A 22788-nucleotide genomic window follows, 5' to 3' on the forward strand; every position below is an offset into this window, starting at 1 on the left:
GGACGTGAGTCTTGCTCACGCCAGGGGTGTTCCGCCCGCTCTGTGACCGGTTTTGGTCGCTCCGCGTGTCGCTCTGATCGCGGTGTGTGTCCATGGCGGCCTGGTCCGGCCCCTTGTGGGACGCGGGGCGAGTTGGGCCGAAAGTCATTGATTCGGAGCCCGTGTCGATGGTTGACGGTTTGATTGTAAGGCGTGGAAACTCATGAACCTTGGATCATATGACTGTCAGCGACGCAGGAGAAGCTCGGTGTTGCGCGCGTCCGAGAGGCCCGCCAGGTCCTGACGGCTCCCCGGCGCGTTGAGCGCGAGCTCCCGGTAGAGCGACGCCAGACCTGACTGCGAGAGATCCGTGAAATCGGTCTCGCGCGGCGCCGCCGACTCGATCAGCGTGGTGAAGAGCGAGAGCGTGCCGTCCTTGTTGTCCGCGATCTCGATCACGCGCGCCTGCTGCGGGAAGTCGATGTGCGAGGCGGTGGAGATCTCCCAGAACGAACCGTGCGGCAGCACCACGTTGCGGTGGCTGTGCCCGTTGATCCAGGCCACCGCCGAACGGTGGCGCCGCAGCAGGGCGACGACCTCGTCGCCGTTGTGCCGCGCCTCGCCCGGCCGGGCGGGGTCGGGCCGCTTGTTCCCCATCGTCCAGCTGTTGTGGTGCGTGAACAGCACCACGTAACCGCCGCTGTGCTCCTTGAGGATCCGCTCCAGCCAGTCGAGCTGCCCCGTACCGACCGAGCCCGTGAAGTGCCCGCCGTGGTCCGTGGTGTCGAGGCTGACCCCGGTCACGTTCTCCCCCATGGAGAACGTGTAGTCGAGGCTGGCCGAGGCCAGGTTGGCCTTCGTGTAGCCGTGGCCGACCGGTCCCGCCCCGGTGTGGGCGGAGTCCAGATGCGCCGTCAGGTACTGGAGCGGGGTGAACGGCGCGCGGCGCGGGTCGGCGGTGATCGTCCGCATACGGCGCTTCTCCCGGCGCAGCAGCGAGATCAGGGGGCCGCCGTCGGCGGTGTCGCCCTGCGAGATCTGGGCGAGCAGGATCGCCGCGTCACGGTCCGGCAGGTCGTACAACTTACGGGTGCCGACGGCGAATTCGGCGAGGAAGCCGGTCCGGTCGGCGTAGGCGCCGCTGGCGAGGCTGTCGTGGTTGCCGACGGTCGAGTACCAGGGAAGGGCCAGGCCCGGACTGCGCACCGGGCGCAGGGCCGCTTCGAGGAGGCCGTCGATACGGGGGTAGCCCAGGCGCTTGTCGGAGTCGGGCGCACTGTCCTCGGGGTGCCAGTACATCCGCAGGCCCGAGTTCTGCACGCCCTCGTACGCCTGCGGGTCACCGCTGTTGGGGGTGACGAGCCCGCCGCTCATCAGGGTGAGGTACCAGTCGAGCTCGCACAGCGAGTTGTTGTCCGTGTTGTCGCCGGTCGTCATGGCGAAGGCCAGCGGAGCCCCGGTCGCGGGGCCGGTGCCCAGCGCGTTGACCTGCTCGATGAGCGAGACGGCTCCGGCCACCGACAGAGCCTCGTGGGGGCGCCAGGCGCCCGGCGACTCGCTGCGCACGTACTCGGTGCGCACCGGGTGCTGGACGTCCGTCACATGGAGATCGGTGAGCTGGACGAAGGAGCTGAGCACCGTACGACGGTCCTCGCGGCCGGACTTGGCGGAAGCGAACTGTTCGCGGACGACCCTGCGCCAGCCGGGCCCGTCCCCGATCCGCCGGAAGGCGGCGCTCCGGTCGCGCGGCGCGGCGAGCGAGTGGAGTGTGGTGCGGTCGGCCGACGGGCCGGTGGGCGTGGGGGTCGGGGTGGCTGCGGGGGTGGTGGGACCGGCGGTGCCCGGCGCGGTGTGCGCGGGGGCGGCGGAGGCGCTGCCCGAGCCGCCTGCGGTGCCGACCGCCGCGCCGATACCGGCAGACAGGCTCACGGCGCCGGCCACGGCGAGGAAGGAACGGCGGTCGACGGCGGTGACCGCGGAACGGATGCGTGACATGGTGCGCTCTCCCGGAGTGCGTACGTCGCGGCGGCGAGACGCCGAGGTGGGGTCCCGGTTCTCCTCTGATGCTGGGGACCCGGCGTGGCCCACGTGTGAACGACGCCGCAACGCCCGGCGCCGAACACCGCACAGGGATCACTCGCATCCGCAAACGTTCGCCGATCCCTCCCACGGCGTGCGGAATCCGCTCATCCACCGTTCACCGGAGGGGGAACGGGAGCGGCCGGGGCCCCTTGAGGACTCCGGGGGGACGCCGCGAAGACGCCGGGAGAGCGGATGCCGGGCACTTCGGGGCGGTCGCCCGGGAAGCGCTTTCCCATTTTGTAAGACGTGTTGACGAATTAATGAGCGTGCGTCAGCATCGCCTCCACATGTTCGAAGTGCCGAACGCACTTCTGCCGAGCCCTGCACCCGGGAGTAAGCGCCGCATGTCCACCCGAAACGCACCGCTGCCCGTACGAAATCCAGGAACCGGCCAACTGCTGGGCGAGATCGAGGACTTCGGCCCGGAGCGCGTCACCGCCGCCCTCGCCGCCGCGGCGGACGGACAACGGGCGATGGCCGCGCTGCCCGCCCACGCGCGCGCCCGCCTTCTGCGCGACATCGCCGATCTGATCGAGGCCGAGGCGGAGGACCTGGCACGGCTGCTGGCCGCCGAGAACGGCAAGCCTTTCTTCCAGACGGTGGAGGAAGTCCGCGCCGCCGTACGGATCTTCCGCGGCTTCGCCGGCGAGGCCACCCGCCTCTTCGGCCGCCAGATTCCGCTCGACGCCGTCCCCGGTCTGGAGAGGCATCTCGCCGTCACCGTCCGCGAGCCGCTGGGCCCGGTCGCCGCGCTGGTGCCGTTCAACTACCCGGTCGAGCTGTACGCCCACAAGGCGGCCGCCGCCCTCGCGGCCGGCAACGCCGTCCTGGTCCACCCACCCGTCCGCTGCCCGCTCGCCGTGGTGCGGATCGGTGAACTCGTCGAGCGGGCGGGGGCACCCGAGGGCGCCCACCAACTGCTCACCGGCGGCGTGCACATCTCCCAGGAACTCGCCTCACGCCCCGGCGTCGCCGCCGTCAGTCTCACCGGCAGCACCTCCGCGGGCCGGGAGATCGCCCGCCGCGCCGCCGACACCCTGAAGAAGGTCCACCTCGAACTCGGCGGCAACGACGCCCTGATCGTCTGCGACGACGCCGACGTCGAGGCGGCCGCCGAGGCTGTCGTCCTCGGCCGGCTCGCCCGCGGCAACGGTCAGATCTGCTGCGCCGTCAAGCGCGTCTATGTGCAGGACGGTGTGCACGACGACTTCGTCGAGGCACTCCTCGCGGGCGCCGCCAAGCTCAGCGTCGGGGACCAATTGGCGGATGGCAACGATGTCGGCCCGTTGATCAGTGAAGAGGCCGCCGAGCGCGTCGAGTCGGCGGTCGCCGCGCTCGTCGCCGACGGCGCGCTCAAGGCCACGGGCGGCGGACGCCGGGGCGCCTTCTACGACCCGGCCGTCCTCGTCGGAGTCCCCGAGGACAGTGCCGCGTTCGCCGACGAGATCTTCGGCCCCGTCGCACCCGTCGCCCGCTTCACCGACCCGCTCGACGCCGTACGGATGGCCAACTCCTCCCCGTACGGCCTCCAGGCCGCCGTCTTCACCCGCGACATCCAGCGCGCCTTCACCCTCGCCGGACGCCTTGAGGTCGGCGGCGTCGTCATCAACGGGTCGACCGCGCTGCGCGCCGAGAATCTGCCCTTCGGCGGCCCGAAGGACACCGGTGGCTCGGCCGAGGGCCTGCACGACACGGCCCTGGAGTTCACCCGGCAGAAGACGATCATCGTGATGGAGGCCTTCGGGTGAGTACGCCGACCCGGCCGGTCCTGCGGATACGCGGGGTGCGCAAATCGTACGGCCCCACGCAAGTGCTGCACGGGGTGGACCTCACCGGCCGGGCCGGCGAGGTGCTCGCCGTCGTCGGGGCCAACGGGGCGGGCAAGTCCACGCTCATCAAGATCCTCGCGGGCGCCGAGCGGATGAGCGCCGGGGAACTCCAACTCGACGGCGCGGACATCGAGTTGCGCTCACCGCACGACGCGCACACACACGGCATCCGCACCGTCCACCAGGAGCTGACCCTGGTGCCCGAGCTGTCCGTCACCGAGAACCTCCTCATGGGGCACTTCCCGCGGCGCCTGGGCGGTCTCATCGACTGGAAGGCCGCGCACCGGCGGGCCCGCACCCTGCTGGAGGGCATCGGCTACGGCGCCATCGACCCCCGGGTCAAGGCGGGCCGGCTCACCGTCGCCAGACAGCAGATGGTCGAGATAGCCAAGGCCCTCGTCAGCGAGGGAGGCGAGCCCAAGGTCCTCGTCCTCGACGAGCCGTCGGCCGTGCTCGCCGGGAGCGACCTCGAAGCGCTGTTCGCGCTGATACGCCGGCTCCAGGAACGCGGCGTCCTCATCGTGTACGTCTCCCACCGGCTCGCCGAGGTCACCGAACTGGCCACCTCCATCGTGGTCATCAAGGACGGCCGGGTGGTCGCCGAGACCACCCCCGACCGCACCGACGAGAACGAACTCATCCGGCTGATGGCGGGCAGGCCCGCCGGACAGCTCTACCCGGCACGCCGCCCCGCCGAGGGCGACACGCTGCTCGAGGTCTGGGGGCTCAGCCGCACCGGCGAGTTCAGCGACGTCTCCTTCGCCCTGCGCGCGGGCGAGATCACCGGCCTCTTCGGGCTCGTCGGCTCCGGCCGCAGCGAGCTCGCCCGGTGCGTCTTCGGCGCCGAGCCCGCCAAGACCGGCGCCGTCTGCGCGCCGGGCAGGGACACCGTACGGTTCCGCAGCCCGCGCGAGGCCATCGCCGCGGGCCTGGCGCTCGTCACCGAGGACCGCAAGCGCACCGGACTCGTACTCGGCCTCAGCACCGCCGAGAACATCGGCCTCACCACGCTGCGCACCACCACGCGCGGCCCGCTGCTCGACACCGCGCGACGCCGCCGAGACGTCCTCTCCATGGTCGACCGGCTGGACATCAGGCCCGCCCACTCGGCGAAGCTGCCCGCACGCACACTGAGCGGCGGCAACCAGCAGAAGGCCGTCCTCGCCAAGTGGCTCCTCACCGAGCCGCGTGTGCTGCTGCTCGACGAGCCCACCCGCGGCGTCGACATGGCCACCCGCGCCGAGATCTACCGCATGCTCGACGAACTCGCGCGCGACGGCATGGCCATCCTGCTCATCTCCTCCGATCTCACCGAGGTGCTCGGCGCCACCGACCGGGTGCTGGTGATGCACGAGGGGCGGATCGCCGCGGAACTCCCTTCGGAAGGTACGACCGAGGACACGGTCCTCGCCCACGCGATCGGACACGCAGCATGACCGAACAGCTCACCAAGACCACCGGGCCCGGCGACCCCGGACCGCCGCCGTCCCGAGGACTCCGGCTGCCGAGGCTCACCGTCGCCGGTCACGACATCACCGTCGAGACCGGACTCGCCGCGCTCCTCGTGATCTTCGTCGTGGTCGCCGGTTCCACCACCGAGGCCTTCCTGACCGAGGGCAACATCACCAATCTGCTCAAGCAGATGGTCACCACCGGTCTGCTCGCCTACGGGATGCTCGCCGTGATCCTCACCGGCGGCATCGACCTCTCCGTCGGCTCCGTCGTCGCCTTCTCCGGGATCGTCGCCGCCGGGCTCTCGTCCGGACTGCCGGTGCCGGTCGCCATGGCGGTCGGCGTCGCGTCCGGCATCGGCTTCGGACTCGTCAACGGAGCGCTGGTGGCGCGCTTCCAGCTGGCGCCGTTCGTGGTGACACTCGCCGCGCTCACCACCATCAGAGGACTCGCCTTCGTCTACTCGGAGACACCTGTCGCTCCCGAGAAGGCCGGCTTCTTCGAGCTCGGCTCGGCGGTGATCGGCCCGCTGCCCGTCTCCACCCTCATCATGCTGGGAGTCTTCCTGGTCGGCGGCGTCTTCCTCAGCCGCACCCCGGCCGGCCGCTCGCTGGTCGCGATCGGCGGCAGCGCGGAGACCGTACGGCTCGCGGGCATCGGCGTCCGGCGCCATATCGTCCTCGCCTACACGATCTCCGGCGCCTGCGCCGGACTCGCGGGCGTCATCCTCGCCAGCCGGGTCGGCATCGCCCAGCCCAGCGTCGGCACCGCCTTCGAACTCGACGCGATCGCCGCCTGCGTCATCGGCGGAGCGAGCCTGGCCGGCGGCAAGGGGTCCGTACGCGCCACCTTCGCCGGCGTCCTCGTACTCGCGCTGATCAACAACCTGCTCAACCTCTACGACGTGCAGAGCTTCTGGCAGCAGGTACTCAAGGGCCTGATCATCATCGCCGTCATTCTCATCCAGCGCACCGGCCGCTTCCGCAACGTGGCCGTGAACGATCCGAATCCCGGAAAGGCAAGTACATCATGATCACGAAACGAGCAACCGGTGTGCTGGTGGCCGGAGTTCTGACCGCGGCTCTCGCCGGCTGTTCCTCGGACTCCGGGTCCGGCGGTGAGAAGGGCGACGGTTCGTACACCGTCGGTGTCGCCAACTTCACCCTCGGCGGCCCCTACTTCAACGGCATGGACAAGGCCATCAAGGCCCAGGCGAAGAAGAAGGACGTCGAGATCCTCAGCACGGACGCGGGCGGTGACGCCGCCAAACTCGCCTCCAACGTGGAGGACCTGCTGAGCAAGGACGTCGACGCCGTCATCATCTCCGGCGGACCGCTGGAGTCGGCGCCCGCCGTCCTCAACTCCCTGAAGGCGGCGGGCAAGCCCGCCGTCCTCGTCGACCGGAAGTTCCGGACCGGCGAGTACGCCAGCTGGGTCGGCCCCGACAACGAGGCGATCGGCAAGCAGAACGGCGAATTCCTCGTCGAGCAGCTGCCCGACGGCGGAAAGGTTGCCCTGATCAAGGGCGGACCCGCCGACAACAGCATCGGCAAGGCGCGTACGGACGGGGTGAAGGGCGCTCTGGAAGGCGCGTCGGGGATCGAACTGGTCGAGGCACCCGACTACGGCAACTGGAGCTCCGACGGCGGACTGACCGTCATGGAGAGCCTGCTCGCCGCCCACGACGACATCGACGCCGTCTTCTGCGAGAACGACGCCATGTGCCTGGGCGCGCAGCGCGCCGTCAAGGACGCCGACCGCGCGGACAAGATCGTGCTGGCCGGTGTCGACGGCCAGGCCGAGGCGCTGAAGGCCATCCTCGACGGGACCAACTACCTGGTCACCGGCCTCAACGACGCCGATGTGATCGGCAGTCTCGGCCTGGACAGGACCGTGGAGATCCTCGACGGCGAGAAGCCCGAGAAGGACACGGTCGTGCCCTCGCCGCGCGTCACCAAGGAGAACGCGGAGAAGTACTACGACCCGGAGGGCAACTTCTGATGAGCCGCACCCGCACGAATCCACCGGCGAGAGGGACCGGCCGCACCCGGTCTCTGCCCCGGAGCAAGCGCGCGTACGCCATGACGGCGCTGCTCTGCGGCGCCCTCGTCGTCCCGCTCTCGCTCGGGTCCGCGAACGCGGCCCCGGACGACGGGACGGGCGCGGCGACGGCCGCGGACCGGCCCGGCAAGCCGGGCAAGCCCCCGAAGCCGCCCAAGGCACCGGCGTGGAAGCTGCTCCACCAGGAGAACTTCTCGAAGAAGCTCGACCCGGCCGGCGCGCCCTGGACCCGTGAGACGTACAGCGAGCCGTTCGACACCATCATGGAAGACAACGGCAAGTGGTACGCCAACGACTACGGGCCCGCCTGGAACACCGCGTTCAACTCCTTCGACACCTACCGCAAGGAGTTCAAGGTCGGTGACGGCGGCTGGCTCACCGCCTCGCTCTCCGCGCGCGACTGGAACAAGGACGGCCAGATCGAGAAGGCTCCGTCGATCACCAACGGCAAGGCGGCCGGCAAGACCGTCGCCGAGCTCAAGGTGCCCGACCACACCGGCGGTGCCATCTTCCGTCCCACGAAGGCCCTGCCGGATCAGTACCGCATCGAGTACAAGCTCAAGACGCTCGACTTCGGCGGGAAGCGCAACGGCACCATCGACTACGACAACCGCACCAACGGCTACAGCAAGGACGGCTGCAAGACGCAGCACCCGTGGGGCGAGGGCTCGAACAGCCCTGGCTGGGAGGGTGACGCGTCGGCGCCGTACTGCGAGTGGCAGGACGTCCGGGCCGGCAAGTACGGCTACAACGGCTTCCACTATCTGTCGATCGTGGACTTCGCGAACCCGGCGCCCCGGAACAACCACTTCTGGCACTACCGCCGCAAGGTCCTGATGGACTCCTTCGCCCAGCACCCCGACCGGGTCGGCACGGGCACCGGTGGCCGGGTCTGCAACTCCGCGAACGACACGTACTACGACTACAAGGACAGCAGCTTCAACACGGTCAACATGTGGATCAGCGGACTGCCCAACTGGACCCCCGGCAAGGGTGGTCTCGCGGGCAACTCGCAGTGGTTCATGACCAGTTGCTCGGACGGGGTCGCCGAGGAGCAGCTCTCGTCGGCGGCCGAGCTCCAGCCGGAGCTGATGCCCAACCAGGACTACACCTTCGCGATCGAGCGCGACGCCACCGGCTACACGCTGGAGGCCAGCGGCAACTTCGCGCGCGCCGGGCAGCAGACGCTGCGCTTCCACCGGCCGTTCATCGTCGACGACGACCCGATCTGGCACTACAACGTCAAGCCGGGCGAGTACGACGGGCGTTTCAACAACACCCTCGTGCAGAACGACAACAACGGCAGCGCGACCTGGCCCGAGCAGTGGCCGGCGGGCTCCGCCTACCCGGACTCCTTCGTCATCGGAGACCTCTACACCAACGTGTACGAGGGCAGCGCGAGCCTGACCGACATCAAGATGTTCGTGCCCAAGAAGAAGTGATGTCGCGGGGAGAGTAATTCCCGGGCCAAGGGGCACATGCCTCTCGACCCGAGCCTGCGGCTTCCCCGGCCGCAGCGTTCCAACGGCCCCACCGGTCCACCCCCTGCCGGTGGGGCCGCCCCTTTTCCGGTGTCCGGTCCTTCCCGCCGGGCGGCCTGCCCGGCGGTCTCTTCACCGGGGGAGGGTTCAGCGCTCCACGGAGATCCTCACGGGCCCGCCGTCCGGGTCCCTCACCGCCGCCGTCATCCCGGCCCGCACCTTCGCCGTCCAGGCGGCGGACAGGCGCACGGTCCTGCCCGGCACCGCGCCCCGTACGAGCCGCTGCCGGTGCAGCACCCGCCCGTCGCGCCGGACGACCAGCGACGACCAGGGGCCGAGCCTGCCCTCCGTACGGAGGACGAAGCCGCCCGTCGCGACGCGCGGGTCCGCCGGATCGAGCCGGCTGGGCGCGACCCACAGCAGCGGCTCCTCCACCTGGACCGGGATCCACGCGGACGGGCACGGGCCGCCCGCCAGCCGGCGCAGTACGGGCTCGGCGGCCAGCAGGCCCTCGCGTGCGGCCGTGCTCGCGGGCTCGACCGCGTGCAGCAGATTGCCGACGGCGAAGACCCCGGCCCGGTCCGTACGGAACGAACCGTCGACGGACGGGCCCCGGCTCGCACGGTCGAGCGTGATGCCGCCCCGGCGCGCGAGTTCGTGGTCGGGGATCCAGTCGCCGGTGAACACCACCGTGTCGCAGGCGACGGTCGTGGCCCGGCCGTCCAGCTGCCGCAGCGCCACCCCCGACACGCGCCCCCGGCCGACCAGTTCGCTCACCCGCGCCCCGACGAGCAGCGGGACGCCGTGCCGGAGGCGGGCGTCGAGCGCGGTGGCGGGGGAGGCCTGGTGGTACGGCAGCTCCGTGACCATGGCCACCACCTCGACACCGGCGTCCCGCAGCGTCCGCACGGCGGAGTAGCTGACGGACTCCGCGCCCACCACCACCGCGCGGCGCCCGACAGGGCGGTGGTGGAGATGGACCGTCCGCTGGAGCTCGCCGGTCGTGAACACCCCGGCCGGCCGGGTGCCCGGCACCAGCCGCGCGCCGCGGGGGCGTTCCCGCGCGCCGGTGGCCAGGACGACGGACCGGGCGGTGATCCGCTCCAGCCCGGCCGGGCTCGTGACGTCGACGGCGGGCGGGTCGGCCGGCGGGCCGTCGCCCCAACCGGTGACCGTGACGCCCGTACGCAGGACCGCCCCGGCCCGCACGGCGGTGTCCGCCCAGTGCCGCGCGTAGGCGGGGCCCGTCAGCGGCCGGCGCAGATCCCGCAGCCCGAATCCGGAGTGGAGGCAGTGCCGGGGCACACCGCCGGGCTCGTCCTCGCGGTCGACGACCTCGACGCTGATGCCACTGGCTGCCAGCCGCGACGACAGAGCCAGACCGGCGGGGCCCGCTCCGACCACCAGGACGTCGACGGCGCGCTCCCGCCTGCCGGGCACCGGCGGCGGCACGGGTCCCGACGCGGCTCCCGCCGAGGGCGGAGATCCAGGCGTGGAATCCGGTGTGGAGGAGGACAGTTCGCCGCTCACCGTGCGGCCTCCGTACGGGACGACGACCACGCGTCGGCGCCCGACGCGTCCAGCAGGGCGCGCACCGCGGCCCCGCAGTAGAACCCCTGGCACCGGCCGCCCAGCGCCCGGGTGCGCCGCCGCAGACCCTCGGGCGAGGACGGTGGGATGTCGGCGGCGAGCGCGTCACGGATCTCGCCCCGCGAGACCCGCTCGCAGTGGCACACGATGGCCCCGTACTCGGGATCCGCCCCGATCAGATCGGCGCGCTGGTACGGACGGGGATACGCCTCACCGAGATTCGGCATCGTGACCGGCAGGAGGTCCCTCGCCGTCCCCACCTTGGCCCCCGCCTCCGTCAGCAGCTCCACCACATGGGCGGCGATCGCCATCGACGCGGTGAGCCCCGTCGACCGGATCCCGCCCACCGTGACGTACCGCTGCTCCGGGTGTGAACGGATCGCGTAGTCGTCGTGCTCGGTGGCCGCGCGCAGCCCCGCGTACACGGCGGTGACCTCCTCGTCGAGGAGTTCCGGCACGATCCGCCGGCCCTTCTCCCGCAGGAACGCCAGTCCCTCGGCGGTCGAACCGGTCGCGCGTTTGTCGTCCAGGTCCTCCGCGGTCGGACCGAGCATCACATTGCCGTACACGGTCGGCGACACCAGGACTCCCTTGCCGAGCGCCGTCGGCACCGGCAGCAGGATATGACTCACCAACGCGCGGGCGAGCTTGTCGAAGACGATGAGCTGACCGCGCCGGGGTGTCACCGAGAAGTCGGTGTGGCCGAGCAGCCGGTCGAACTCGTCGGCGTACAGCCCCGCCGCGTTGACCAGCCACCGGGCGCGCAGCGTCCCGCGTCCGGTGGTGAGCAGACGCGGTGAGCGGGCGGAGGACTCACTCACGCCGGTCACAGGGCAGTTGAGATGCAGGTCGACCCCGCTCCGTACCGCCTGGGTCGCGTACGCGAGCGTCGTCGTCCACGGGCAGATGATGCTCTCGCCGGGGACTTCGAGCGCGCCCGACGCGCCGCTGCCCAGATGCGGTTCGCGGCCGCGGAGTTCGTCGGCGGCGACCGTACGGGTACGCCGGTACCCGTTGCGCGCGGCCTTGCGGGCGAGCGCGGGCAGAGCGGCGAGCTGTTCCTCGTCCCAGGCCACGAGCAGGGCGCCGATCGGCTCGACGGGGATGCCGCACTCCTCGGCGTACGCGGCGAGCCGGTCCCTGCCCTCGCGGACGAGCCGGGCTTCGAGCGATCCCGGCACCGCGTCGAAACCGGTGTGCAGGATGGCCGTGTTGGCCTTCGACGTACCGTCGCCGACATCCCCGGAGGCCTCGACCAGGGCGGTACGCAGCGGGTAGCGGGCCAGCTCGCGGGCGATCGCCGTGCCGACGACCCCGGCGCCCACGACCACCACGTCGTACACCTCGTCCGGCAGCGGCCCGGACATGGTGACGGTCATGGCGTGACCGTACCGGCGCCGGTGTTCGCGAGCGCGGCGGCCGGCTGTCCGGCGGATGGCGTGCGGGCGACGATCGCCGCCACCTCCGTACGGAAGACGCCCAGCCGCTCGGCCGCCTCGGCCGGCCCGATCCTCGGCTCGAAGACCTTCTCGGGCCGCCACCGGGGCGCGGCCCGCTCCACGCTCATGCCGGGGTCGAGCCCGATCCGGGCGACGGCACCGACCCCCAGCGCGGTGGCATCGGGCAACGGGGAGACCTCGACGGGCAGTTGCAGCAGATCCGCCTGTGTCTGCATCAGCAGCTCCGACCGGGTCAGCCCGCCGTCGACCCGCAGCGACTCCAGGGCGATGCCGGTGTCCTCGGCCACCGCGTCCGCCAGCCCCACGACCTGAGCCGCGATGCCCTCGCACAGCGCCCGCACCAGATGCCCGGGGCCGGTCTCCAGGCTGAGCCCGGTCATCGACCCCTTCACATCGCCGCGCCACCACGGCGCGGCGAGCCCGGCGAGCGACGGTACGAAGGTCACGCCCCCGCTGTCGGCGACGGACGAGCCCACCCGGTCGAGGTCCTCGGCGCCGGAGATCACGCCGAGATCGCTCAGCCACCGCACGGCCGACGCAGCCGTGTAGACCTGTCCGTCCAGGCAGTAGCTGCTCCGGCCGCCGAGCCGCCAGGCCACACAGCCGACCAGACCGGTGCGGCTGCGCAGCGGGCGCGCCCCGGTCCCCGCGAGGAGGAACGCCCCCGTGCCGTAGGTGCACTTGGCCGTGCCCGGCTCGGTCACCCGCTGGGCGAGCAGCGCGGCCTGCTGGTCGACCAGCAGGCCCGTCAGCGGGATCGGGTCCCCGAATGCGGTCGTGACGCCGAACTGTCCCGCCGAGTCGACGACGTGGGGCAGGCGCTCGTCGCTCATCCCGAAGACGCCCAGCGCGGCGGGGGACCACTCGGTGGTGTCGAGGTCGAGCAGCTGCGTGCGCCCCGCCGTCGCCGCGTCGGTGACGAACTCCCCGGTCAGCCGGTGGACGAGCCAGGAGTCGGAGGTGGTGACGACGCCCTCGCGGGTCAGGCTCCGCCGGATCCACGCCATCTTGGGCGCGGCGAAGTACGGCTCCAGCGGCAGCCCCGTCAGCTCTCTCAGCATGTCGGCGTGCGGGGCGAGTTCGGCACAGACCGAGGCGGCGCGCCGGTCCTGCCACACGATCGCGTCGGTGAGCGGCGCGCCGGTGTCCGGATCCCAGGCGAGCACGGTCTCGCCCTGGTTGGCCAGCCCGACCGCCGCGACGGGTTCGCCGGCGTCGGCGAGCGCCCGGCGTCCCGCGTCGACGACCGAGGAGAGCAGCAGGGCGGGATCGGCCTCGACCACTCCGCCGGACGCGTAGCGGGGAGGCGCAGGCGCCGTACCGCTGCCGATCACCCCGCGCTCCGGGCAGATCACCAGGGCTTTGGTGGACGAGGTGCCCTGGTCGACGGCGAGAACCGGTCGCGAGGCCGGGTCCACGGCGATGCTGCCGGGGGAGTGCTGAGCAGGCGGCATGTCACGCTCTTCGGTCGGAGTGCGGTGATCGTCCGATCACTGAGCGAAAGGGTGATGCAGCCCGCCCGACACGTCAAGGTCACGACATGCACTCAGGGTTGCCTAAGATCAGCAAAGTGTTCCTGGGGCCCTTGCGTTGGCACCTACACTGATCGCCGAATAACAGCGGAGTAAGTATCACTGAGTAGGGAGATTCTCAAGTGCCCTGATGGCACAGGGGATTCGAACTGCACCGGAAAGAGGCGGAGTTGCGGGAGAACCGGGCGGAGGGTACGTGAGCGATCGCTTTCGTCCGCTCTATCACCCAGCGGGCCACGACAGCGAACTCCGGGCGGCCGTACAGGAATTGAGAACCGGCCGCTGGCTGTCGATGCGTGAGCTGCTCGCCGGGACGCGTGGCTGGGCCCTGTGGACCCAGCGTACGCAGGTGCTCGCCACCGTCGCCGCGGGCTCGGACACCGTCCACACCTGGCTGGCCGAGGAGCCGGACAACACGGCCGCCGTCGTCATGCGGACGCGGGTGACCGTGGAGCGCGCCCTGCGCGCGCACCGCGAGGGACACGCGCGGACCACCGATCTGTGGCGGCAGGCGTGGGAGGCGTGCGACAGCACCGCGCGGCTCGTGCCGGCCGACCCCGTCCCATGGGTCTGTCTGCTCGCCCTGGCCCAACTCGACAGCAGACAGCGGATGGAGGAGAACCGGCTGGCACCCCCGGGGCCGATGCTCTTCCCCGGCCCCTGGGCGCTGCTCGCCGAGGCGGACAAGCGTGACCCGGGCAACCGCGAGGCGTACCACCGGATGCTTCAGTTCGTGTACGCGCGCCGGGCCGACGGCTCGCTGTCCGAGGCCGTCAACTTCGTCCAGTGGGCGGCCTCGTCCGCGCCCGAGGGGTCGGCGCTCCAGGCCCTCCCGCTCTTCGTACGGGTGGAGCGGTACCGCCGGGAGGGCGGCAACGAGAAGGCGCTGGACCTGCACTGGGTCACCGAGGACGCCACCCGGGACGCGCTGCGGGCCCTGCACATCTGGTTCGACCGATCGGTGCCCACCGAGAACTCGCTGCTGGACCTGAACTATCTGGCGCACGCCCTCTGGGGTTCGCTCCAACTGTCCGAGGCCGCGAGGGTTTTCGAGGCACTGGGGCCGTACTACACGCCCGTGCCCTGGGCCTACCGGGCCCGCGGCCCGGACGACTCCGCACAGGCCGAGGAGGTGTTCGCCCGCGCCCGCGCCCGATGCTTCGCCGCCGACCGTGAACGGAAAACGGATTCCTAGACCCACCACTCCTCACACCGGTTCCGGCCCCGGCCCCGCGAGGTCCCCACCGCACATCCCCCACTCTCCTTGATTTCTCCGTACCCGGAGGTACTGCCATGTCCGTCTCTCCACCGGCCTGGTCGAAGTCGGAACCCGTTCCGCAGCGGGACGAGGAAGAACGGCTGAGGGAACTCGGTTATCAGCCCGTCCTCGCCCGCAGGATGGGCGGTTTCGGGAATTTCGCCATCAGCTTCTCGGTGATCTCGATCCTGTCGGGATGCATGACCCTGTACGGCTTCGGCCTCATCACCGGCGGGCCGGCCGTGATGCTGTGGGGCTGGGTGGGTGTCGGTCTCTTCGTCCTCTGCATAGGCATGGCGCTGGCGGAGGTGACCAGCGCCTATCCCACGTCGGGTGCGCTCTACTACATGGCCGACCGGCTCGGCGGACGCAAGTGGGGCTGGTACACCGGCTGGCTGAACCTGCTCGGGCTGCTGGGCGCGATCGCCGGAATCGACTACGGCGCCGCCCTGTTCACCGGCGCGTTTCTCAACCTCCAGTTCGGCTTCGAGGCCACGCCCGGCTGGACCATGATCATATTCATCTGCATCCTGCTGCTGCACGCGACGCTGAATCTCTTCGGCGTCCGGCTGGTCAGCGTGCTCAACTCGATCAGCGTCTGGTGGCACCTCGGCGGTGTGGCGCTGATCGTCGGTATTCTCGCCGTCGTCCCCAAGAATCACCAGTCGCCCGAATTCGTCTTCACGCAATTCGTCAACGAGACCGGCTGGCAGAACCCGATCTATGTCGCCGCCATCGGTCTGCTGCTCGCCCAGTACACCTTCTGCGGCTACGACGCGTCGGCCCATCTCTCCGAGGAGACGTCCAACGCCTCCGTCTCCGCCGCGCGCGGCATCGTGCGCGCCATCTGGGTCTCCTGGATCGCCGGCTTCGCGCTCCTCGCCGGTCTGACCTTCGCCATCCAGAACTACGCGGACACGAGCGGCGCCGCCGTGCCCCCCGCGCAGATCTTCATCGACGTCCTCGGCACCAACGGCGCCAGCGCTCTCCTGCTTGTCGTGATCATGGCGCAGCTCTTCTGCGGCAACGCGGAAGTGGCCGCGGCCAGCCGCATGGTGTTCGCCTTCAGCCGTGACAACGCCCTCCCCGGATCCGCCCTGTGGCGCCGCGTCAGCAGCCGTACACAGACCCCGGTGCCCGCGGTGTGGCTGTCGGTCGGCTTCGCGTGCGTGCTCGCCCTGCCCTCGCTGTACTCACCGACCGCGTACGGCGCCGTGACGGCGATCAACGTCATCGGCATCACGCCCGCCTACGCGATCCCGATCTACCTGAAGCTGCGCGCCGGCGACCGCTTCCAGCCCGGCCCCTGGACGCTCGGCCGGTGGAGCAAGCCCATCGGCTGGACAGCCGTCACCTGGGTCGTGATCGTCACGGTGATCTTCTGCCTGCCCCAGAAGAACCCGGTCACCACGGACACCATGAACTACGCGGTGGTCGCGCTGGCCGTCGTGCTGGCGCTGGCCACGGCCTGGTGGTACGCGGCGCGGGGCTCGTACAGCACCCCGCAGTCGTACGGCAGCGCGCGCGAGGAGTCGGAGATCTCCGAGGGAATCGTGTAGACCGGCGGGACGTGAAGGATCACGTCCTCGGTACGGAGACGGCGCCGGCCTCCCCTCCGTACCGAGGACGTCTTTCTCAGTTCTCCAGAAGGAACTTCCTGGCCAGCCGGCCGCCCAGCTCCACCGCCGCCGACCGGCTCTCGATCGGTGTGACCCGGGAGTCCTTGAACAGGATGTACGTCACTCCCGAGGGGGCACCGCCGCGCGAGGGGTCGGGGTCGATCCCGAGCGAGTGCGCCGCCGCGTACGACGCCTCCCCGACGATCCCCGCCGGTCCGGTGTCGCCCACCACCGCGTACTCCACCCGGTCCCTGTGGACGAGCGCCGCGACAGCGCCGCCCCGGATGCCGGACGAGGCGTGGTCCCAGATGGCGCTGGGCGCGGGCACCACGACGTACGGCAGCGTCTCGGCGTTGAGCGGTCTGCCGTCGGACCGGTGGAAGGCGGTCTCTCCGTGGAACCAGGGGTCGGTCCCCCTGTTGCAGCGCGCGGTGACCTGGCCGTCGCAGTCGATGTCCAGGTCGGCCTTCCAGAAGACGGCGCCCTTCTTGCCGCACACAGGGATGTCGGCTGGCTTGTCCAGGTCCGTGCGGTAGCGGCCCTCGGAGACGGGCGCGCAGCCCTGGACCTTCGCCAGCAGGGCGCCGGCCGTGACCGAAACCTCCGGGCGGAGGGAGCTCCGGGCCGGCGGCGGGCCGGGGGCCCCGCTCCGCGGCGCGGGATGCGGCGGATGCGGGGTGTCGAGCGCCGCGGCGGGTCGCGCGCCGGGGGGCAGGGCCGAAGCGGCGAGCAGTACCGCGCCGGCGGCGGCGTACACGTGAGATCTGTGGAGCACGGGGACGTATCCCTTTCCGGACGCTTCTCTCGGCTGCGGGGCGTCCGGGCGTCCCGTCGTGGGGACGCCCGGTTTCCCGGACCGCTGGATCCTCGCGCGGGCGGGCCGCTTCTCCAAGGCACCGGGCCGTGTCCCGCGGATCAGGCCCCGTCGTCCACGCGGTCCGTCATGTGCACGGCCAGTCGGCCGAGGAAGATCCGCTGCCCCGACACCAGCAGCTCCACGGCCTCGTCCAGCGGGAACCAGTCCAGCCGGTCCAGCTCCGGGAACTCACGCTCCACGCCGGAGCCCCGCGGCCACTCCATGGTGAACGTGCCGGGTACGGCGAGGGAGGGATCGAAGTCCGCCTCGATCGCCCATACGGTGACCGTCTTGCCGCCCGACTGACGGATCTCGCCCAGTGGTACCCGGTGCCCGTCGGGCGCGGGGTACCCGACTTCCTCCTCGAACTCCCGGGCCGCCGCGTCCTCCGGCGTCTCGTCGGGACCGTACTCGCCCTTGGGGATCGACCACGCGGCCCGCGTGCGACCCGCCCAGAACGGGCCGCCCATGTGCCCGATGAGCACTTCGGTGCCGCCGGACTCCGTGATCCGGTAGAGCAGGAGTCCGGCGCTTCGCTTCCCTGACATCACGTCAGTCTGGGCGGGGTCGGACCGGGGCGCCATCGGGGGACGGCATATCGGGGGACGGGAGGTGGACCGGCGGAGTCGTATCGAAGGCAAAGGGGAGGTAATGGGAACGCAATGCGAGTCTCCACGCGTTACAGGGGGTAGACGTAGTCCGAGGCCCTGCAACGGGGCCGTCGGTGTCATCGAAAGCGCAGGAGACGGCATGCCCGGAATCATCGATCGCATCAAGGCCTTCACCCGCAGCCCGCAGGGGCGGCGCGTGATCGGTCAGGCGCGCGCGGCCTCGTCGGACCCGAGGAAGCGCGCGCAGGCCCGCCGCCTTCTCGGCAAGCTCCGTGGCGGCAGGCACTGACCCGGCACAGACCGCTGTGGGACCCGCGCACGGCAGTGCCCGGCCTCTGGGGAGGCCGGGCACTGCCCGGGGACGCGGCCGGTCCGGCGCGTCAGGTCGGTTGTCGGGTCAGGGGAACTGGACCACGACCGAGGGGATGGTCGACGTCCCTGACGTGGGTTCGCCGATGTCGTTGATCACCCGCTCGTACTGGCCCTGCCCGCCGAGCGAGACCACCAGGAGATGGTGGAACTTCACGCCCGGTTTCACCGGCGCCTCGAAACCGTTGTGCTGCTGGATCGTCGGATCGACGTTGTAGTAGCAGTAACTGCCCATACCCCAGCCCTCGTGCTGTTCGACCGAGTCGTCGACCCTGTAGGCGGCATACCCCTTGGTGTCGCCGTTCTGGATTGCCGCCTGGTTGGGCGCGTCGTACGCCTTCTCGTTCTGGAAGAAGATCGTCCGGCCGCGTTCGCCGTACCACTCGACGTCGTATTTGTTGAAGTGTTCGACGAACAGCCCGGTGGCCAGGACGTCGTCGCCGTTCACCCGTACACCGAAGTCGGCCCTGTTGGTCTCCCAGCCGACCCCGTCACCGTGGTCCGCCCGCCACACCCAGGTGTGATCGATGATCGTGTCGTCGCTGTTGACCACCATGCTGGTGGTGGCCTTGCCGGGACCGGCTCCGCCGATGCGGATGAAGACGTCCTGCACGGTCGTCGGGTTGGCGGCGTGGTCGGCCGACGATCCCTCGGGCCCGACCTCCAGCAGCGTCTCGGAGTTGACCGGACCGGCGTCGATCAGGAAGCCGGCCAGCTTCACCCCGTCCACATCGGCGACCCTCATCGCCGTCACCCCGTTGACGGGGATGATCGTGGCGAGTCCGAGACCGAGGACGACCGTGTTCGCGCGGTCGACGTCGATCGTCTCGTCCACGTGGTAGACGCCGGGCGTGAACAGCAGGTTGAGGCCCTGGTCGAGCGCCGCGTTGATGGTCGCCGCCGTCGCACCGGGCTTGACCACGTAGAACTGGTCCAGATCGATCGACGAGCCCGCGGGCGCGCCGCTGTCCCACGTCACCCCGCGCGCGTTCGTGCGCTTCTCGGGCACGAACACCTTGTAGTCGGCGCCGTCCAGATAGAGGAACGGCTTCTCGCGGGAGGTGGGGGTGGTCTCCAGCGTCGTGTACGGCGGGTCGGGGAAGCTCTGCGCGGGCGCGCCCTCGACACCGGAGAACGTCATGTTCCACACGGCGTTCTGCCAGCCGCCGACCGAGCTGTCGCGGGTGTACCACTGCTGCTGGGAGTACGGGCCGACGCTGCCGTCGATCTTGCTGTCGGCGATGTAGCCGCCACTGGCCCAGCCGTAACCGTCGGGAGCCAGGTTGAGCCCGCCCTTGACGTGCATACGGCGGAACGGCGCGGCCTGCGAGACGGCCCAGCGGTTGGTCCCGTTGACCGGGTTGAGCGACAGGTTCTCGGCCGAACGCCAGAAGTTCTGGGTGGCGTTGCCGTTGAACCAGCCGGCGTCCACGGTCACGTCGCCGTTGATGTTCACATCGTCGGGCGAGAGCCCGAGACCCGACACCGAGGTGTAGAAGCCGAGTTGGGCGTTGAGACCGTTGTACGTCCCCGGCTTGAAGAGGAACTGGTAGCGGCCGGAGCCGAACTGGGCCGACTCCTGCTGTTCGAAGACCTGGTCGAGCTTGCCCTGGATGTCGGGCGTCGAAGGGTCGAAGACGATCACATTGGGGCCGAGATCGCCGCCGCCCTCGATCGGGTCGGCATGCGCGGGGCTGCTCGGGACGAAGGCCAGCAGGGTCGCGGCCAGGGTGGCGGCGAGCGTCGCCGCGAGTCCTCGACGGGACGGCGGTGAGGCGCCGTGGAACGCCGGAGAACCGATGGGGGGAGCGTGCACGGGCATCTCTCCTGAGTCGTGAACGGTGGGGGGAACACCCGGGGAGCACTCCACGAATCACGAGAGAGCGCTCTCTGGATGCACGGCTGATGCTGCTCCGCTGTTTCGTACACGTCAAGAGTTGTGAACAGATGGGCCGTCACGGGTTGCGTTGCGGACAACTAGTGACCGCCGGCGCCGAGTTGCGGCGCCGGCGGTCAGGGGCCCCGGTCACCCGGCCGGAGGGGCCCCGGCTCGGATCAGCTGCCACTCGGCTCAGATCAGTTGCCAGAGGTGGTCGTCCGTGCCGTTGTCCTCGAACTGGACCACCTGCGCGCTGTTGGCCGTCGACATCCCGTCGACACCAAGAACCTTCCCGCTGTGCCGGTTGAGGATCAGGGACCAGCCCTCGCCCCGGTCGACCAGTTGCCAGAGATGCTCGCCGCTCCCGTCGTCGTCGAACTGGACGACGCGCGCGCTGTTCGCCGTCGACCTGCCCTCGGCCCCGATGATCTTCCCGCTGTTGCCGTTGCGGATCAGGAACCAGCCGCCGCCCGCCGGTGCCAACTGCCAGGCGTGGTCCGCCGTCCCCGAGTTGTCGTACTGCACGACACGCCCGCCCGCCTGGAGGGACATCCCGTCCACCGCGAGCACCTTTCCGCTGTGCTTGTTCCGCACCCGGCGGAACGGCGGCTCCGGAATCCAGGCCCGTCCGGCGGGCGACGCGGTCGGGAAGGCGGTGATCCGCAGCCGCGCCGCGCCCATCGGGACGAGCGTCACCTGCTCTGGCGGCGCGGTGCTGCGGGCCGGGCTGTCCTGGAGCGGAGCGACGACACGCTGGTCGTCGGCCACCCACTCCTCGATGCGGCGCGCCGACGTGGTGATCCGTACCGGTGTGCCCTCATGGGTGAAGGGATTCGCGGCGAGCGGACCGCTGTCGGCGGTGAACCGCAGCCCGCGGAGCGGGTCGGGCGCGAGGCCGACGTTCCACGGGGTGGTGGGGTGCACCGAGAGTTCGGGGAAGTCCTCGGTGCCGGCGAACCGTTCGTACCGCTCGCCGATCCTGAGCGAGTATGTGAGCGGTCCGTGGTCCACGCTGACGGATCCGTGGTTGTCGTCCCAGGTCCGTACGGTCGTGCGCTGCGGCAGCCGCAGGGTCACCCGCTCGCCGTCGCGCCACTCGCGTTCGACCTTGAAGAACCGCGGCCCGTCGCCCGGCACGGCCACGCGCCGTCCGGCGACGCTGAGTTGAGGATCATCGCACCAGCCGGGAATCCGCAGATAGAGCGGGAAGGCGAGGCGCCGGGGCGTGCCGACGGTGAGGGTGACGGTCTCCTTGAAGGGGTAGTCGGTGGACTCGGTGACGGTGATCTCCGTACCGTCGGCGACCTTCGCGCGCACCTGGCTCGGCGCGTACATCGCCGCCGCGAGCCCCCGGTCGGGGGTGGCCAGCCACAGCTCCTCGGTGAAGTAGGGCCAGCCCATGCCGTAGTTGTGCGGACAGCAGCGGTAGGTGTCGATCCCCGGCTTGTACGCCTGCATGGCGAAGCCGTTCTGGTACTGGCCCTGGTTCTTGGCGGTGTTGTCGAGTTCGATGCTGTTGGCGCTGGTGACGTAGTGGATGCCCCGGCCCCGCGGATCGGTGGCCGCGGGCAGCAGGTTGAAGGCGAGCTCCTCGCACCGGTCGGCCCATACGGGGTCGCCGGTGATCCGGGTGAGCAGTTCGTGGCTGGCCATGAACTCGACCGTGCCGCAGGTCTCGAAGCCCTGCCGGGGATCGTCGAAGCCGGGGCGGGAGTTCTCGTCGCCGGCGAAACCGCCGCCGGGGAACTGGCCGTAGGTGCCCATCACGGCGGCGTAACTCCGGTACGTGGCACGGGTCAGCTCCGCCGAGCCGGACCGCAGCGCGTACTGGGCCGGCTCGCGGAAGCCCTGCGCGATGTTGACGTTGTGCAGGTCCGGGAAGTTGTCGACCCAGTTGGCGCCGTGGGTGTGCATCTTGTCGGCGAGTTCGAGCAGGAAGGACTCGCCGGTGCGGTTGTAGAGCCAGAAGACGATGTCGAGACCGTCGCCCCACCGCTTCGACACCCAGCTGGAGTTGAAGGCACCGGGCCCCTGCGCGTTCATGTAGCGCAGGAAGGGGACGGCGAAGGGCACGACGCGCTCGTCGCCCGTGAACTCCTCGTGCGAGCGCAGCGCCTGGAGGAGCGGCAGATAGGGCCAGAAGTCCGGTCCGCCGTTCAGCGCCGTACGCAGGCGGGTCGGCCCGAAGAAACCGTCGGGCTGCCGGGTGGCGATGATCGCGTCGATCCAGCGGCGGGCGGTGGCGAGGGCGGCCTCGTCGCCGGTGAGGGCGGCCAGGTCCACGTAACCGCGCAGCCAGTAGGTGACCTCCTCCCAGCCGTTCTTCTCGGGGTGCACCCAGCCGGAGTCGTCGAAGCGCAGGAAGTGCGAGACCTCGGCGTACCGGCCGAACAGTCCGTCGAGCAGCAGCCGCAGCTGGCCGGTGAGCCAGCCGCGCGGGGTGACGCTGCCCAGCGGCAGCTTCTGGAAGGCGGTGGGGGCGAGCGGCGCGACGTTCGGTGTGTACCAGCCGCCGCGCGCCGGCGGTACGGCCGCGGCGGTCGGCGCCAGCGGCCCCAGCAGGCCCGCACCACCGATCGCGAGGGCGCCGGTGCCGAGGAAGTGTCGTCGGTCGAGCGTCATCGGGTCTCCCGTCCACGAGCATCGAACGAAGTCTGTACAACGTTGGAAAGAGCGGCAGTTGGCATCACAGCACGACGCCCTCGTCGTGTCCAGGTACATGACACGACG

Annotated in this window: 16 protein-coding genes; 8 read left to right on the forward strand and 8 right to left on the reverse strand. The window is 70.7% G+C overall.

From position 1 onward, the window contains the following. Positions 1 to 225: 225 nt before the first annotated feature. The gene (locus IEY79_RS02945) at positions 226 to 1974 is read right to left on the reverse strand and encodes a TIGR03767 family metallophosphoesterase (protein ID WP_189105684.1); all 1749 of its coding nucleotides are present in this window, start codon (positions 1972 to 1974) and stop codon (positions 226 to 228) included. 431 nt (positions 1975 to 2405) lie between these two features. On the opposite strand from IEY79_RS02945, the gene IEY79_RS02950 reads away from it, so the two are divergent. Genes IEY79_RS02950 through IEY79_RS02970 form a run of 5 tightly spaced genes read left to right on the forward strand, consistent with a single transcriptional unit; the run spans position 2406 to position 8845 of the window. Next, entirely contained in the window at positions 2406 to 3809 is a 1404-nt protein-coding gene (locus IEY79_RS02950; RefSeq protein ID WP_189105685.1) for an aldehyde dehydrogenase family protein, read from the forward strand. Next, positions 3806 to 5326, forward strand: a complete 1521-nt coding sequence (locus tag IEY79_RS02955) for a sugar ABC transporter ATP-binding protein (RefSeq protein ID WP_189105686.1) — start codon at positions 3806 to 3808, stop codon at positions 5324 to 5326. Before IEY79_RS02950 ends, IEY79_RS02955 begins: the two co-directional genes overlap by 4 nt. Beyond that, a complete protein-coding gene (locus tag IEY79_RS02960; protein WP_189105687.1) occupies positions 5323 to 6375 on the forward strand; it encodes an ABC transporter permease in 1053 nt (350 codons plus the stop codon). The genes IEY79_RS02955 and IEY79_RS02960 overlap by 4 nt, the downstream gene beginning before the upstream one ends. Continuing rightward, positions 6372 to 7343 carry a sugar ABC transporter substrate-binding protein gene (locus IEY79_RS02965; RefSeq protein WP_189105688.1) on the forward strand — a complete coding sequence of 324 codons (972 nt, stop codon included), beginning with the start codon at positions 6372 to 6374 and terminating at the stop codon, positions 7341 to 7343. The genes IEY79_RS02960 and IEY79_RS02965 overlap by 4 nt, the downstream gene beginning before the upstream one ends. Beyond that, on the forward strand, positions 7343 to 8845 hold the full coding sequence (locus IEY79_RS02970) for a mucin-5B (protein ID WP_189105689.1): 1503 nt from the start codon (positions 7343 to 7345) through the stop codon (positions 8843 to 8845). The genes IEY79_RS02965 and IEY79_RS02970 overlap by 1 nt, the downstream gene beginning before the upstream one ends. A gap of 186 nt (positions 8846 to 9031) precedes the next feature. Here the strand turns inward: IEY79_RS02970 and IEY79_RS02975 are convergent, their stop codons facing one another. The 3 genes from IEY79_RS02975 to IEY79_RS02985 form a co-directional block, all read right to left on the reverse strand. Beyond that, on the reverse strand, positions 9032 to 10324 hold the full coding sequence (locus IEY79_RS02975; protein WP_189106010.1) for an NAD(P)/FAD-dependent oxidoreductase: 1293 nt from the start codon (positions 10322 to 10324) through the stop codon (positions 9032 to 9034). Positions 10325 to 10410: 86 nt separating this feature from the next. Continuing rightward, positions 10411 to 11853, reverse strand: coding sequence for an NAD(P)/FAD-dependent oxidoreductase (locus tag IEY79_RS02980; protein WP_189105690.1), 1443 nt, complete (start codon positions 11851 to 11853; stop codon positions 10411 to 10413). Continuing rightward, entirely contained in the window at positions 11850 to 13388 is a 1539-nt protein-coding gene (locus IEY79_RS02985; protein ID WP_189105691.1) for an FGGY family carbohydrate kinase, read from the reverse strand. Before IEY79_RS02985 ends, IEY79_RS02980 begins: the two co-directional genes overlap by 4 nt. Positions 13389 to 13662: 274 nt before the next feature. On the opposite strand from IEY79_RS02985, the gene IEY79_RS02990 reads away from it, so the two are divergent. Both IEY79_RS02990 and IEY79_RS02995 read left to right on the forward strand, forming a co-directional pair. Further along, the gene (locus tag IEY79_RS02990; RefSeq protein ID WP_189105692.1) at positions 13663 to 14661 is read left to right on the forward strand and encodes a hypothetical protein; all 999 of its coding nucleotides are present in this window, start codon (positions 13663 to 13665) and stop codon (positions 14659 to 14661) included. A 98-nt stretch (positions 14662 to 14759) separates the two neighbouring features. Then, complete coding sequence (locus tag IEY79_RS02995) at positions 14760 to 16283, forward strand: amino acid permease (RefSeq protein ID WP_189105693.1); 1524 nt, start codon at positions 14760 to 14762, stop codon at positions 16281 to 16283. Positions 16284 to 16359: 76 nt separating this feature from the next. On the opposite strand, the gene IEY79_RS03000 is transcribed toward IEY79_RS02995, so the two are convergent. Together IEY79_RS03000 and IEY79_RS03005 are read right to left on the reverse strand one after the other, a co-directional pair. Next, the gene (locus tag IEY79_RS03000; RefSeq protein ID WP_229700588.1) at positions 16360 to 17118 is read right to left on the reverse strand and encodes a glycoside hydrolase family 75 protein; all 759 of its coding nucleotides are present in this window, start codon (positions 17116 to 17118) and stop codon (positions 16360 to 16362) included. 140 nt (positions 17119 to 17258) lie between these two features. Next, a complete protein-coding gene (locus tag IEY79_RS03005) occupies positions 17259 to 17747 on the reverse strand; it encodes an NUDIX hydrolase (protein WP_189105694.1) in 489 nt (162 codons plus the stop codon). 202 nt (positions 17748 to 17949) lie between these two features. Here IEY79_RS03005 and IEY79_RS03010 point away from each other — a divergent pair, with 202 nt between their 5' ends. Continuing rightward, on the forward strand, positions 17950 to 18099 hold the full coding sequence (locus tag IEY79_RS03010) for a hypothetical protein (protein WP_189105695.1): 150 nt from the start codon (positions 17950 to 17952) through the stop codon (positions 18097 to 18099). A gap of 108 nt (positions 18100 to 18207) precedes the next feature. Here the strand turns inward: IEY79_RS03010 and IEY79_RS03015 are convergent, their stop codons facing one another. After that, positions 18208 to 20001: a pectate lyase-like domain-containing protein gene (locus IEY79_RS03015; protein ID WP_189105696.1), complete on the reverse strand. Its 1794-nt coding sequence runs from the start codon at positions 19999 to 20001 to the stop codon at positions 18208 to 18210. A 249-nt stretch (positions 20002 to 20250) separates the two neighbouring features. After that, positions 20251 to 22680 (reverse strand): beta-L-arabinofuranosidase domain-containing protein, encoded by a 2430-nt coding sequence (locus tag IEY79_RS03020; RefSeq protein ID WP_189105697.1) that lies wholly within the window; start codon positions 22678 to 22680, stop codon positions 20251 to 20253. Between the last annotated feature and the right edge of the window lie 108 nt (positions 22681 to 22788).

Origin of the sequence: Streptomyces camponoticapitis (assembly GCF_014646115.1) — a bacterium.
Taxonomy (GTDB): Bacteria; Actinomycetota; Actinomycetes; order Streptomycetales; family Streptomycetaceae; genus Streptomyces; species Streptomyces camponoticapitis.

Bases quoted from the DNA above. Each gene is read 5' to 3' on its own strand.
- IEY79_RS03010 (WP_189105695.1), top strand. From the start codon at position 17,950: ATGCCCGGAATCATCGATCGCATCAAGGCCTTCACCCGCAGCCCGCAG.
- IEY79_RS02950 (WP_189105685.1), top strand. From the start codon at position 2,406: ATGTCCACCCGAAACGCACCGCTGCCCGTACGAAATCCAGGAACCGGC.
- IEY79_RS02995 (WP_189105693.1), top strand. From the start codon at position 14,760: ATGTCCGTCTCTCCACCGGCCTGGTCGAAGTCGGAACCCGTTCCGCAG.
- IEY79_RS03020 (WP_189105697.1), bottom strand. From the start codon at position 22,680: ATGACGCTCGACCGACGACACTTCCTCGGCACCGGCGCCCTCGCGATC.
- IEY79_RS02945 (WP_189105684.1), bottom strand. From the start codon at position 1,974: ATGTCACGCATCCGTTCCGCGGTCACCGCCGTCGACCGCCGTTCCTTC.
- IEY79_RS03015 (WP_189105696.1), bottom strand. From the start codon at position 20,001: ATGCCCGTGCACGCTCCCCCCATCGGTTCTCCGGCGTTCCACGGCGCC.
- IEY79_RS02985 (WP_189105691.1), bottom strand. From the start codon at position 13,388: ATGCCGCCTGCTCAGCACTCCCCCGGCAGCATCGCCGTGGACCCGGCC.
- IEY79_RS02965 (WP_189105688.1), top strand. From the start codon at position 6,372: ATGATCACGAAACGAGCAACCGGTGTGCTGGTGGCCGGAGTTCTGACC.
- IEY79_RS02980 (WP_189105690.1), bottom strand. From the start codon at position 11,853: ATGACCGTCACCATGTCCGGGCCGCTGCCGGACGAGGTGTACGACGTG.
- IEY79_RS03005 (WP_189105694.1), bottom strand. From the start codon at position 17,747: ATGTCAGGGAAGCGAAGCGCCGGACTCCTGCTCTACCGGATCACGGAG.
- IEY79_RS02970 (WP_189105689.1), top strand. From the start codon at position 7,343: ATGAGCCGCACCCGCACGAATCCACCGGCGAGAGGGACCGGCCGCACC.
- IEY79_RS02960 (WP_189105687.1), top strand. From the start codon at position 5,323: ATGACCGAACAGCTCACCAAGACCACCGGGCCCGGCGACCCCGGACCG.